The sequence below is a fragment of the Lactococcus sp. NH2-7C genome (assembly GCF_029953655.1).
Classification (GTDB): domain Bacteria; phylum Bacillota; class Bacilli; order Lactobacillales; family Streptococcaceae; genus Lactococcus; species Lactococcus lactis.
The window spans coordinates 547,506-560,657 of sequence record NZ_CP124538.1 but is presented as its reverse complement, the minus strand read 5'-3'; the positions used below and the strand labels follow the sequence as shown (position 1 = coordinate 560,657).

Annotated in this window: 17 protein-coding genes; all 17 read left to right on the top strand. The window is 35.5% G+C overall.

Features of this window, described 5'->3' with window-relative positions:
* Positions 1–80: 80 nt before the first annotated feature.
* The 17 genes from QJV49_RS02680 (at position 81) to purC (ending at position 13,132) form a co-directional block, all read left to right on the top strand.
* Positions 81–1,127, top strand: a complete 1,047-nt coding sequence (locus QJV49_RS02680) for a zinc-dependent alcohol dehydrogenase family protein (protein WP_225512107.1) — start codon at positions 81–83, stop codon at positions 1,125–1,127.
* A gap of 179 nt (positions 1,128–1,306) precedes the next feature.
* Positions 1,307–3,739, top strand: a complete 2,433-nt coding sequence (locus tag QJV49_RS02675; RefSeq protein ID WP_241891797.1) for a cell wall anchor protein — start codon at positions 1,307–1,309, stop codon at positions 3,737–3,739.
* A gap of 3 nt (positions 3,740–3,742) precedes the next feature.
* Positions 3,743–4,390, top strand: coding sequence for a hypothetical protein (locus QJV49_RS02670; RefSeq protein ID WP_003130008.1), 648 nt, complete (start codon positions 3,743–3,745; stop codon positions 4,388–4,390).
* Complete coding sequence (locus QJV49_RS02665) at positions 4,377–4,946, top strand: hypothetical protein (protein WP_051880132.1); 570 nt, start codon at positions 4,377–4,379, stop codon at positions 4,944–4,946. Before QJV49_RS02670 ends, QJV49_RS02665 begins: the two co-directional genes overlap by 14 nt.
* 88 nt (positions 4,947–5,034) lie before the next feature.
* A complete protein-coding gene (locus QJV49_RS02660) occupies positions 5,035–5,601 on the top strand; it encodes a hypothetical protein (protein WP_225512109.1) in 567 nt (188 codons plus the stop codon).
* Positions 5,602–5,632: 31 nt separating this feature from the next.
* Positions 5,633–6,232, top strand: coding sequence for a hypothetical protein (locus QJV49_RS02655; RefSeq protein WP_241891794.1), 600 nt, complete (start codon positions 5,633–5,635; stop codon positions 6,230–6,232).
* Entirely contained in the window at positions 6,229–6,681 is a 453-nt protein-coding gene (locus QJV49_RS02650) for a hypothetical protein (protein WP_225512772.1), read from the top strand. The genes QJV49_RS02655 and QJV49_RS02650 overlap by 4 nt, the downstream gene beginning before the upstream one ends.
* Positions 6,682–6,776: 95 nt before the next feature.
* Positions 6,777–7,616: a thymidylate synthase gene (locus tag QJV49_RS02645; RefSeq protein WP_225512771.1), complete on the top strand. Its 840-nt coding sequence runs from the start codon at positions 6,777–6,779 to the stop codon at positions 7,614–7,616.
* 104 nt (positions 7,617–7,720) lie between these two features.
* Entirely contained in the window at positions 7,721–8,167 is a 447-nt protein-coding gene (locus tag QJV49_RS02640) for a MarR family winged helix-turn-helix transcriptional regulator (protein WP_225512770.1), read from the top strand.
* Positions 8,164–9,537, top strand: a complete 1,374-nt coding sequence (locus QJV49_RS02635) for an MFS transporter (RefSeq protein WP_225512769.1) — start codon at positions 8,164–8,166, stop codon at positions 9,535–9,537. Before QJV49_RS02640 ends, QJV49_RS02635 begins: the two co-directional genes overlap by 4 nt.
* Before the next feature lie 219 nt (positions 9,538–9,756).
* A complete protein-coding gene (locus QJV49_RS02630; RefSeq protein WP_225512768.1) occupies positions 9,757–10,509 on the top strand; it encodes an SDR family oxidoreductase in 753 nt (250 codons plus the stop codon).
* A gap of 14 nt (positions 10,510–10,523) precedes the next feature.
* Positions 10,524–10,892 carry a DUF2255 family protein gene (locus tag QJV49_RS02625; RefSeq protein WP_225512767.1) on the top strand — a complete coding sequence of 123 codons (369 nt, stop codon included), beginning with the start codon at positions 10,524–10,526 and terminating at the stop codon, positions 10,890–10,892.
* 34 nt (positions 10,893–10,926) lie between these two features.
* Complete coding sequence (locus tag QJV49_RS02620; protein WP_021469567.1) at positions 10,927–11,241, top strand: carboxymuconolactone decarboxylase family protein; 315 nt, start codon at positions 10,927–10,929, stop codon at positions 11,239–11,241.
* An 11-nt stretch (positions 11,242–11,252) separates the two neighbouring features.
* A complete protein-coding gene (locus QJV49_RS02615) occupies positions 11,253–11,546 on the top strand; it encodes an antibiotic biosynthesis monooxygenase family protein (protein WP_225512766.1) in 294 nt (97 codons plus the stop codon).
* Between the two features lie 28 nt (positions 11,547–11,574).
* Positions 11,575–11,976 (top strand): cupin domain-containing protein, encoded by a 402-nt coding sequence (locus QJV49_RS02610; RefSeq protein ID WP_225512765.1) that lies wholly within the window; start codon positions 11,575–11,577, stop codon positions 11,974–11,976.
* A gap of 11 nt (positions 11,977–11,987) precedes the next feature.
* Entirely contained in the window at positions 11,988–12,284 is a 297-nt protein-coding gene (locus tag QJV49_RS02605) for a hypothetical protein (protein WP_225512764.1), read from the top strand.
* Positions 12,285–12,421: 137 nt separating this feature from the next.
* Complete coding sequence (gene purC, locus QJV49_RS02600; RefSeq protein WP_225512763.1) at positions 12,422–13,132, top strand: phosphoribosylaminoimidazolesuccinocarboxamide synthase; 711 nt, start codon at positions 12,422–12,424, stop codon at positions 13,130–13,132.
* Positions 13,133–13,152 lie beyond the last annotated feature (20 nt).

Sequence of the window (13,152 nt, the reverse complement as noted above, 5' to 3'; positions counted from 1 at the left end):
TAAGGAGTTTTTAAAAAAGTATTTTAAAAAAAGTAAAATTCATTTTATAATGAATTCAATAAAAGAAAAGGAAGTAAAAAATGAAATCATCTTATTTTGTCGAAAAAAATAAAATGGAAGTTAGAGAATTTCCTAAAGCGCAACTTATAAAAGAAACAGATGCTATCATAAAAATTGTTCGTGCCTGCGTATGTGGTTCCGATTTATGGTGGTTCCGTGGGATTTCTGAACGTCAACCTGGACCGGTAGGGCATGAAGCTATTGGTCTGATTGAAGAAGTAGGCACCGGAGTTAAAAACTTTAAAGTAGGAGATTTTGTCATTGTTCCCTTTACGCACGGTTGTGGACACTGTCCAATTTGTTTGGCTGGCTTTGAAGCCAATTGTCCAAATGCAAAAGATGGTGTGAATGGCGGCTATCAAGGAGAATTCTATCGGGCGATTAATGCTGATGGTGCACTTGTCAAAATCCCGGGCCAACCAAGTGATTATTCTGATGACCAGTTGGCTTCATTGACGGCTTTAGCTGATGTCATGCCTACAGGTTTTCATGCAGCTAAAGCAGCAGATGTCCATGAAGGTGATACAGTGGTTGTCTTTGGTGATGGAGCGGTTGGACTTTGTGCAGTGATTTCAGCTAAACTTTTAGGAGCAAAACGGATTATTGCCATGAGTCGCCATGAAGACCGTGCAGCACTTGCGCGTGACTTTGGTGCAACAGATATTATTGCTGAACGTGGTGAAGAAGCGATTCAAAAAATTATGTCCTTAACCAATGGTTATGGTGCAGATGCTGCCTTAGAATGTGTCGGAACAAAACAAGCAATTGAATCTGCTTTTCAAGCGGTAAGAGCAGGAGGGCGAGTAGGTCGTGTGGGAGTTCCTCATGATGTTGATTACAATGAATGGATTGATTCTCTTTTTTGGAAAAATATCCAACTTGGAGGGGGAGTAGCCTCTGTCGCACGCTGGGATAAGGAAATCTTACTTGAAGCAGTTTTAAGTGGGGAGATTAATCCAGGCCGTGTCTTTACAGCAGAATTTAGCTTAGATGAAATTCAAAAAGCATATGAAGCAATGGATCAACGTACAGCAATTAAATCTCTATTGAGAATTTCAGAGGGATAAATAAGAAAATAGTAAATAAATCAAAAGTCTACCAAAGTTGGTGGGCTTTTTTGTATTCTAAAAGTCTTGTTTTTAAATTAAGTTAAAACGGTTACTTTATTTTTACCAAAGTTTCTAATTAAGCGTATAATATTAAATAATCAGAAAACAAAAAATATTCACTAAAAGGAGGTTTTGCATTGGAAAATCAGAAAAAGCACTTTCAGATGAAGTCATCAAGTAAATTTTGGTTACTTAGCACTGGAATTCTTTTAAGTTTGTTAGTGACTAGTCACCCTTTAGCAGTAAAGGCTGATGAAAATTCGGCTGTTACCCCACCAAACCAAACAGAAGCTGTCACCAATCCAACTGTAAATTCTTCTCTTGCCGCGTCTGATTCGACAACCGAAGGAAATACAGGGAGTTCACAGGCAGAAACGCGAACTAAAGAGGCAAACTCACTAACTTCGCAGGCAAGCACAACCCTAAGCGCCAGTTCAGTTTCATCATCTTCAACCAGTTCGGCTCAGACTTCAAGTGTAGAAGCAAGCTCTAATTCTTCAGAGGTTTCAGCTTCATTGAGTTCAAAGGCCTCAACTTCAAAAGCCCCAAGTGTTCCTCTTGATTCACCAAAAGCAAATGTCACAATTGCTTCAAGCCTATCGGCGAGCGGAACAATCATAAATCCTGCTCTCACAAATGGTTCAATTGCCAGCCAAGCCAATGGTCAAGACCCTGTCATAAGCTCGATTTCTGCGACCGGTTCAGTCGCCAATGACATTACAGGACCATCCACGCTAGATGGTATCAATATTACAATCAAGGCTAATAATCTTGTTCCCAATAATTTTCTGACCCCAGACGGACTCCATTGGTCGGACAATACGCAGGTTATTCCAGTCAAAGGTCAAGCAACGGGTCAAATAAGCTCCGAAAACTTTGGTTTAACTGACGGTCCAACGACGCCGGCAACGAGCTATACTATGAACGCCGGGGATTCTGGACGAATTACTAATGTTGGAAGGACCCTAGCCGGAACCAATCTAGATTTGATCTACAAAGTCATCTCAACAGATGAATCAAGCTGGCAAGCCCCCGCAGAAAGTACGTCCGATTGTCCGATTGGCCTCGCTTTTACAGGCGAACAAAATATTGCCAACTCTGACGGAAACTCGATTGTCGCCCTCTACTACGGGGCAAATAATGTCAATCTGAATTATCAAATCGTCGTACATCATACGAATTTTCAAATCCCTGTTCTCGCCTCTTTTATCACAACGGATATTGATATGGCACAAGGAGTCAAAACCAATCTTGCCAACCTTTTAACGGTCATTCCAAAGACCACTAACCTTGCGACAGATAGTTCTAGTATTATTTATGATACAACAATTCCTGATACCGACTTGAACGGTCAAGCTAGTCTCCCTTATGGCGGTTATCTGGGTGTCGGTTTTCTGTCAAACTTTGACTATGATTTTTATAGTCCAGCACCCGCTCGTAGTGGAGATTCTTATCAATATTCGCAAGGGGTTCGCTATGACCTCTTTGGTTCAGCGCTTCAAGCACATTTGGTGACCCAAGTTCGTGATATTGTTTATCTCAACTATTATGATGCGGACGAAAACAATCAGCTTATCGTTCCCCAACATCAATTTATCTGGTTTCCAAATGTTTCTTGGAATGTTCCAGTAAGTAATTTTCCGCATTATCAATACGGTTGGCAAAACCAAACGACCAAAGGAAACACGATAAATGTTAGTGATTATTATCATATCCAAAGTACCGTCACTTATGATTACTATGGTATGGACGGGGTTTATCTCGGTCAAGAATCCACCACGGGGCTTTATGGACATTCTTATTCGGTCAATGTGCCTTATAACTTTGGCAATTACTATATCGAAGGAAGCACGACGCGGTCTGGACTTTATCCGAAAACTGATGAAACGCTAAACGTTTACTACAAATATGTTCCACCGATTGTTTATTACAACACGAGCAATCCTTATGCGACGACTTATTATGCCAATGGTTACGAGTATGTGCCGAATTATATTCCGCCAGTTGTTTATTATGCACCAACTTATGATAGTTATGGCTATGGTGGAGGCTACTCTTACTCTGGAGGTTATGCTTATTCATCAGGTGGATATAGTAGTTCTAGCGGAGCTTACTATCCAAATTATGTCCCACAATCTGCTTATTATTCTAAAGAAGCTCAACTTGTAGCAGAAGAAGGTGGGAATAATTCATCTAAAGTAAATTATTCCACGGATAAAGAAGATAACTCACTTTTGAATTTTGGAGAAAGTGTATGGTCTTCTAGTTTGGGAGAAAGCCTAAAAAATGTGACACGATTTGCTCCTTGGCAAATAAGTAGTTTTGTGGACTATGGGACACAGATTGTATCGGGAGAGGATGCAAATGATGCTCTAAATAAAACGGCTGTTCATGCTGGACTGAGTGCGGTGGGAGATGTAGCAGGTGAATATGTTGCAGAAGAAATTGGAGGAATGCTTGGGACTGCTCTTGCTCCTGGGGTTGGTACAATTATTGGAATTGGAATAGGTGCGGCTCTTGGTGTTGGTTTTGATTTTATTTACGATAAAATTAAAAAAAGAAGGAGGTAGATAATGGTAAATATAGAAAAGAAAAGTTCTATCTTTGATTCTCATAAACAATTTTTATATGAAGAAGTTGGGAAGAGATATTACATTGATACACAGACCTTTCAGCTTTTTTATATAAAAACTGAGATTAATAATTCTTCTTCAAATCAGAGGAAAAATTTTGCTCAATTTTCAGGGATTCTAGCAACTGTTCTTGGAGTGTTAGCACAATCGATTATTTCTTCACCAACTTATCTGGTAAAAATATCTTTAGTTTTAGGAATGGTTATTTTAACAGTTCTTATCACTTCTCTTTTATATTTTGTTGAGAGAATGTTTGATTATCCAAGATTTAAAGACTTGGATAGAGGATTAAAAGCTTGGAAATACAAAGCTATTGTGTTGGTGCCCGAAAAAAAGTTGAGGATACTTAGAGAAGTGAAAAAGCATATTAGGATAGTTATATTAATCTGTTTGTTTTTCTTAATCTTAACTCCAATATTTGGAGGACTATATGTTACAACTTCAGAACCTAGACTGTTTATTCTATATGGTATTGTATTTTTTCTGTTCACTTTACTCTTTCCATATTTAATTTTGGCAATTAAAAAAGAAAGGATTGTTGATAAATGGGAGAAAAAAACAAGAGAAAATGGTAATGGAAAAAACTAAAATAATATATCTTCGTACTGAAAATATGGTTAATTACTATATCAATGTAGAAAATTATCAGTTATATACCCGTTCTTCGCCTAATAGCAAATCAGCCGCTGGGGTACAACTTGTTTCATTCTCTGGAAGTATTGCGACAATTTTGGGGATTGTATCCAAGGGAAATAATATTTTTGAAAATCCAAGAAACAATCTAATAATTCTCGCCATTATGTGGGGAATTGCAATACCCTCGGCCATATTATTATCAATTTTAGTGATAAGAGAGAAGAAAAAGATAAATATGGGCGAAAAGTTAATTTTAAAAAAGAGAAATAAAGAGGATAAGGGGCTATTGGACAGAAGTTATAAGGCGAGCTATCTATTATCGATCACTTTTCTTGCCCCTATAGGAATGATTATGGGTTCTTTCTATTTTGTAGGAAATGGTAATATGTTGTTCTTCGTCTGTATGATACTCGCAACAATGCTCAGCTCATTGGCGGTTCCTTTTGCTCTGAATATTCCACAAAGCTACAAACTTCTTAGAAAAATGAAGAAAGAAGGAATCTTTTAACTCTGAACATGATGTCTATGGAAAAAAATGAAAGAGGAATACAGAAATAAAAATATGGTTGATATTGGTTTAAACGGAGAAAATGGTAATGGAAAATTCAGAAAAAATATTTCTACTGACAAATGAGGGTGTTGATTATTTTATTGATACTGAAACCTACCGATTATTTACCGATTCAGAACAAAAAACAATTAATGTTCCTCAGTTGGTGGGTGTATCTGGGGCGATAGCCACTGTTTTGGGAATAATTTTTAAAGGAAATATTCTTATGATTAACCCTGAAAATAAATTTATAGTTGTACTATTAATGTGGCTTATCATCATTATTTCCTCCATTTTTCTGCCAATTTATCAAATTAAAAGAAGCAAAAGGATAATCTCTAGTGGTAGACTAATTGTCAAAAAGATTGATAAATCATATGATGCTTATCTGTTCAATAGGATTTATAGGGCATCAATATTTTACGTAGTTGCTTGGATTGCGCCTCTGGTAATGGTAGTTATGTCAATTTATTTTATTGATTATACTAATGTCATGTTTTTAGTTGCCCTTGTCGTAATGATGATTTTAAGTTCAATTTCAACAACATTCATCATAACAATTCCTAAGCGTTACAAACTACTTAGGAAGATGAAAAAAGAAGGAATCTTTTGACTCTGGACATTGATATCTATGGAGAAATAAAATGAAAGAAGAACATAGAAATAAAATTATTGTTGATATTGGTGGAAATTCGGATGAGCGATATGGCTATAATTATAAAAATAAAGAACTATTTATAAAGAGTAATAAAAAAATAACAGGCATGGGCAAAGTAACTTTTGCAATCTTATCATCAGTTTTTCAGTCTTCCACGGTAAATTTTGTAGAAAGCCATTCTCCCAAGATTTCTCCTGTAAAATGGGCAATTTTGACGACGACTATTTTATTACTTCTATCTTTTGTTATAGCATGGTTGAGCTTATATCTTTCAGAAAAATTTACTAATTATCGAAATTTTGAAAAAGTAGAAGATATAAAAAGACTAGAAAAACTTTATAAAATCAAGGACAAGGTATTTGGAAATATCCTCATAATCTGTGTTCTGATTTTTGGAGGAATAGGTATAACATTAGGTGGAACTTATACTGAATCAGGAGATATAGAACTTTGGTTAATCTATATTAGTGATTTAATTCTTGTCAATATGCTTGTCTATATTTATTGGTTTTATATCAGTAGAGCAAGAAAATTTAGAAGTCTAGCGATTAAAGAATTAGAAAAGAGAAAGGAAATTGAAAAATGAAAGAAGAGATTGACGAAAATAAAGAAAAAGAAGTGATTCAAAAAGCATATAAATATAATATCTTTCTTGGAATCTGGATTATCGCTGTATTCATCATTTTTTTGCTACTAATAACAAAAATTATTACAGACCAATATTTAACTTTAGGTTTTGGTTTAATTATTTTAATTTATGCGATTGCGCTTCATACCCAAAATCATAAATTAAAAATAAAAAGTATTGCTTCGATTTTAGTATATGGTCTTAATATCTTGAGTGTTATTGGTGTTGTTTTGATTATTTTTGCAAATCAGGCGCATAATCTTTTGGAGTTAGCGGTGGGAGTCTTATTGGGATTGGTGACGCTTATCTTACAATTTTTAGCTGCTATTTTTGCACTATTGTCAGCGAGAAAATTGCGAAAACTCTATCCTGATATTCTTGATAATAGAAGAAAGAATACAAATTAGTATCTTATTTTTTACAAGTAAATATTTGATAAATGCTATTGAATCAAAATAGCAGACTGTGTTATAATGAAAGGAATAAAAAGATAGGAAGATTCATGACTTACGCAGACAAGATTTTTAAACAAAATATCCAAAATATCCTTGATAATGGTGTTTTATCAGAAAATGCACGTCCTAAGTATAAGGATGGTCAAACGGCGAATAGCAAATATATTACAGGCTCTTTCGTTACTTATGATTTGCAAAAAGGTGAGTTTCCAATTACTACTTTGCGTCCAATTCCAATTAAATCGGCAATTAAAGAATTGATGTGGATTTATCAAGATCAAACAAGTGAACTTGCTGTTCTTGAAGAAAAATATGGAGTCAAATACTGGGGCGAATGGGGAATTGGCGACGGTACGATTGGACAACGCTATGGGGCAACGGTCAAAAAATATAATATTATTGGAAAAATATTGGATGGGCTAGCTAAAAATCCTTGGAATCGTCGCAATATCATCAATCTTTGGCAATATGACGATTTTGAGGAAACCGAAGGACTTTTACCTTGTGCTTTCCAAACAATGTTTGATGTCCGACGAGAAAAAGATGGTCAGATTTATTTGGATGCAACACTCATCCAACGTTCAAATGATATGCTTGTGGCTCATCACATCAATGCCATGCAATATGTTGCTTTGCAAATGATGATTGCCAAACATTTTTCTTGGAAAGTTGGAAAATTTTTCTATTTCGTAAATAATTTGCATATTTATGATAATCAGTTTGAACAAGCAAATGAGTTAGTTAAGCGAACAGCTTCTGAAAAAGAGCCCCGTTTGGTGCTTAATGTTCCTGACGGAACAAACTTTTTCGACATCAAACCTGAAGATTTTGAGCTAGTGGACTATGAACCAGTAAAACCTCAATTAAAATTTGATTTGGCAATTTAGATTAATCAAAAAGTTACTGACAGAGCTGTCAGTAATTTTTTGATTGATAAAAATTCATATATAGTTCGTTGACGAACAAAAAAGATTGTGTTATAATAATTCGTATGCGAACGAAAAAAGAAGCAATTGGTCGACTTTTAAAAGTTGCCAGCAATCAAATGTCACGAGAATTTGATAATTTTGCAATTCAATTTGATTTGACCGGTCAGCAAATGTCAATATTAGATTTTCTTGGCAACCAGAGTGAAGAAGACTCAGGAAAAGAAATCAGTCAGACAATGATTGAATTAGAATTTAATATCCGACGTTCTACAACAACGGAAATTTTGCAACGTATGGAAAAACGTCAGTTGATTAAGAGAAAAGCGAGCCCAACAGATGCTCGTCAAAAATCGGTTGAATTAACTGAACAAGGCAAACAATATTTACCTGAAATTAGAACATATATCCAAGGTCATAATCAAAAAGCTTTGGCGGGTTTGTCAGCAGAAGAGATTGCTGCAGTTGAAAAATTTTTTAATAATTTTAGCATGCAGAAAGGAAAAGAATGAACACAGAATTAGAAACAAATACAGGCAATCATAAAATTAGCGCGAAAACGCGCTTTTCAATTGTCGCCGTGGCCCTTGTGGCCTTTATGGGGATACTAGCAGAAACAAGTTTGAATGTTACGTTTCCAACTCTTGAAAAGACCTTCGGTCTCCCGCTGAGTACGGTTCAGTGGGTAACAACCGCTTATTTATTAGTTGTTGCGATTGTTATGCCGACAAGTTCATATATTAGTCAACGTTTTCAAAATAGGACTTTATTTTTTTCAGGATTAATATTTTTTACCCTTGGAGATTTACTGAGTTTAATTTCTCCGAATTTTACTATTTTAATGGCGGGACGGTTAATACAAGGAATCGGAACTGGTATTGCAATTCCATTGATGTTTAATCTTGTCTTAACTAAAATTCCACGTGAGAGAGTAGGACTTTGGATGGGTTTTGCTGGGATGATTTTGAGTATTGCCCCAGCACTTGGACCAACTTATGGTGGACTTTTAACAGGAACTTTAGGTTGGCGAATGATTTTTGCAATTATTTTGATTATCCCAATCTGTCTCTTTCCTTTAGGGGCTTGGGCCATTGAGAAAAGTGAAAAAATACGTCCAGGAAAATTTGATTTTATTGCTTTTATATTCTTGTCACTAGTAATGACCAGCGCTCTTTTAGCTTTAGATTCACTTTCAAGTGATCATTTTTCATGGATCTGGTTAGTAGTCTTTATCTTGGGGTTAATTGCTTTCATTTGGCGTTCAAAAACAAGTCCATTGAATTTTATTGATATCAATGTTTTTAAGAGCCCAACTTTCACTTTATCTGTCCTTGTTTATTGTATTTTACAATTTGTCAATTTGGGAATTAACTTTATCATTCCTAACTTCTTACAGGTTTCACTAGGAGCTACAAGTACATTAGCAGGTTTTGCTTTATTGCCTGGTTCATTAATTGGTTCAGCAGCTCAAGGTCCAATTGGTGCGCTTTATGACCGCAAAGGGGCCAAGGGGATTTTATATAGTGGAAATACTGTATTCTTTATCGCTCTTGTTTTATTAACGATTTTTACAAAGAATCTGACTTTACTAGGTGTGATGGGACTTTATGTTATTTTCACTATTGGTCGTTCTTCAAGTTTTGCAACAACCATGACCAATAGTTTAGCTCAACTTCCTCATGATAAAGCTGCCTCTGGTAATGCTTGGTTTACTACAACTTCTCAATTTGCAGCGTCAGCAGGAACGGCTACAGCTAGTCTTATTGCAACAAAATCAAGTAATTTAACAACAGGAACTCAACATGTATTTATGTTTTTCCTTTGTCTTGCTTTGCTTAATTTTGTCTTCTATACTTTGATTTTGAACAAGAAGGTAAAATAAATTTGATTAAAAAAGTTTCGTAATTAAACGAAGCTTTTTTAATTTAATATAGTATGCTTAAAAAGCATAATTATTGATGTAAAAAGCATTTCACGGCAGGTAAAAAATATTTTATAATAAATCATCGAAAAGATAAAGTGATATGAAGCTTTTGAGTTGACTTGAAGTGAACTTCAAGGAATATAATAAAAATAGAAGTTAAAAATGAATGGAGAAAAAATGTCAAACAATATTGAAAACAAAGTCGTCTTAATCACAGGAGCATCAAGCGGTATTGGCCAAGCAACTGCTGAATTACTTGCTAAAAAAGGAGCAAAAATTGTCTTAGCAGCAAGACGTGAAAATCGTTTGCAGGAACTGGCTGATAAAATTAAAAAGGCTGGTGGACAAGCAATCTATCAAGTTACAGATGTAACTAATCCAGAAGATAATAAAAAGTTGGTACAATATGCGAAAGGAAATTTTGGCAAAATTGATGCTATTTTCTTGAATGCAGGAATCATGCCAAGTTCCCCTTTATCAGCTCTGCATGTTGAAGAATGGGAAAATATGGTTGATATTAATTTAAAAGGTGTACTTAATGGGCTCGCTGCTGTACTTCCTGAATTTACAGCTCAAAAATCAGGACATGTTATCACAACGAGTTCAGTTGCTGGCCTAAAAGCATATCCCAATGGTGGTGTTTATGGGGCAACAAAATGGGCGGTTCGTGAATTAATGGAGGTACTCCGAATGGAATCTGCTCAAGAAGGAACTCATATTCGGACAGCTACTATTTATCCGGCTGCTATAAATACTGAGTTACTGAATACAATCACTGACAAAGAAGCAGCAGAAGGAATGACAGCTCTTTATGAACAATATGGGATTAGTCCAGAGGCAATTGCTCGCATTGTTGCTTTTGCTCTTGAACAACCTGAAGATGTTAACGTCAGCGAGTTTACTGTTGGACCTACAACACAACCTTGGTAAGAAAAGGAGAAAAAATGAAAATTGATGTAAAAAAGTTTTCTAAGATACAAGATATTTATATTAGCCCAGACCCGCAAGAACATCGTCCTGCTTGGATTTGGTTTGCTTATATTGATGATGATTTAGCGGTAGCAGCAGGTCGCGGAACGGCATCAAGTTGGTGGAATTCGGCAATGATTTCACGTAAGGGTCAAATTCACATTGACGGGAAAGTCTATCAAGTGGAATTTGAACCTGTGACAGATAAAGAAAATATCGATAAGTTTATTGATTCTTATCGACAACGTTCAGGCTATAGCTGGGACCCTGCTTGGGAGAATAATTTTAGACCGACAGTGATACGCCTAAAATTCTTGGAAGAACTTGGAAAAAGCACAAGATAAAGTGCCTTGATAATTAAAAAAATTGGAGGTTAAAATGGAAAAACAAACCGCAGGACATGAACAACTTGGAGAATTTGCGCCAAAATTTGCTGAATTAAATGACGATATTCTTTTTGGAGAAGTCTGGAGTCGTGAAAAAGAACTTTCAGCACATGAACGTAGCGTCATTACGATTACTGCTTTGATTGCTGGTGGAAATTTTGAACAATTAAATTTTCATATGGCAAAAGGAAAAGAAAATGGAATCAGTCAGGAAGAAATTTCAGAAATAATTACACATCTGAGTTTTTATGTGGGATGGCCAAAGGCTTGGTCGGCTTTTAATATTGCAAAAAAAATTTGGGAATAGGAGGGAAAGATATGACAATTACGGTCAACATTTTGTACCAAGGTGAAGGTGATAATGCCCGCCTCTTTGCTGATGAAATGGTAAGTTCGGGTCTCGTCGATAAAATACGTCAACAAAGTGGAAATTTACGTTATGAATATTTTGTTCCCTTGGATAATGAACAAGCAATTCTATTGATTGATGAATGGGAAAACCAAGAAGCAATTGACATTCATCATAAAAGTCCGATGATGCCAAAAATTGCTGAATTGAGAGAAAAATATCAACTGCGCCTAAAGGTAACGCGTTATCAGCAGATTGATTAGAAAAGAGAGTTAGAAAAGAGAGAACGAAATGAATAAAAAAGAATTAGACAATGCTCTTATTTCTCCTCAAGGAGAAAAAAATCCTTATGGTGCCTATTTTACTGGCCAATCTTATTTAGAAGGAATGATTTCGGATAAGGACTTGCCCTTTGGTGTAGGAAACGTGACTTTTGAGCCGGGGTGTCGTAATCATTGGCATATTCATAAAGATGGTTATCAAGTTTTATTGGTTACAGCAGGTGAGGGATGGTATCAAGAAGAGGGTAAGGAGGCCCAACTTTTACATGCGGGCGATACGATTGTTACTCATGCAGGAGTTAAACATTGGCATGGAGCGACAAAAGATAGCTGGTTCAGTCATGTGGCCATTACCGCGGGAGAAGCAGTTTGGTTAGAAGAAGTTTCTGATGAGTGGTATAATACTCTCTAAGAGGAAACAAGATGAAAATAATTACAATTTGTGGTAGTTTAAAATTCACTGAAGAGATGAAAGTTCAAGCTGAACTTTTGGAACTGGCGGGAAATTGTGTGCTGGGTGTAATATATCCAACGAAAAAGATTATTGATTACAAACCTACTGAAATTACCGCTTTTTCAAGTGCACATTTTAAAAAAATTGATTTGTCTGATGCAATTTTTGTAGTTAATAAGAACGGATATATTGGCGAATCTACATACAAAGAAATCATTTATGCTGAATCAAAAGGGAAAGAAATCATGTATTTGGAAAAGGAATAAGCGTTATTTCCGAACATTCAGCAAAACCGAACAATAAATTGAAAAAGTTCTAGTTTTATCCGCTAGAGCTTTTTTTATTTGGCTCATTAGAATAGAATAAGAAGCATAAAGGATTCCTTAAATGGATGGAGGATATTGTGAAAAAAGAAAAGTTGCTCTATGAAGGAAAAGCTAAGAAACTATATTTTACTGATGATTCTGAGGTGCTCTGGGTGGAATACTGTGATCAAGCGACTGCATTAAATGGTGCTCGTAAAGAACAGATTACGGGGAAAGGCGCTCTAAATAATCAAATTACTTCATTAATTTTTGAAAGATTAAATGCTGAAGGTTTAGAAACGCATTTCATAGAAAAGTTATCAAAAACCGAACAATTGAATAAAAGAGTCTCAATAATTCCTTTAGAAGTTGTTTTAAGAAATGTTGTTGCTGGTTCTTTTGCCAAACGATTTGGTCTTGAAGAAGGAATTGTTTTAAAAGAACCAATTGTTGAGTTTTACTATAAGGATGATGCTTTAGATGACCCATTTATTAATGATGAACATGTTAGATTCCTGAACATTGCAACTTATTCAGAGATTGAATTTTTAAAGAGTGAAACGCGTAAAATCAACGAGATTTTGAAAAAAATATGGGCTGGAATTGGCTTAACTTTGGTTGATTTCAAACTTGAATTTGGCCGTCTTGCTGACGGAAGAATTATTCTTGCTGATGAAATTTCACCTGATACTTCACGTCTCTGGGATGCGAATGGTCAGCATATGGATAAAGATGTTTTCAGACGTAATATTGGCGATTTAATTGAAACTTATACTGAAGTTTTGAATTTGTTAGAAAATGCGAAATAAATGAGTTCTAGTTTTTAGGA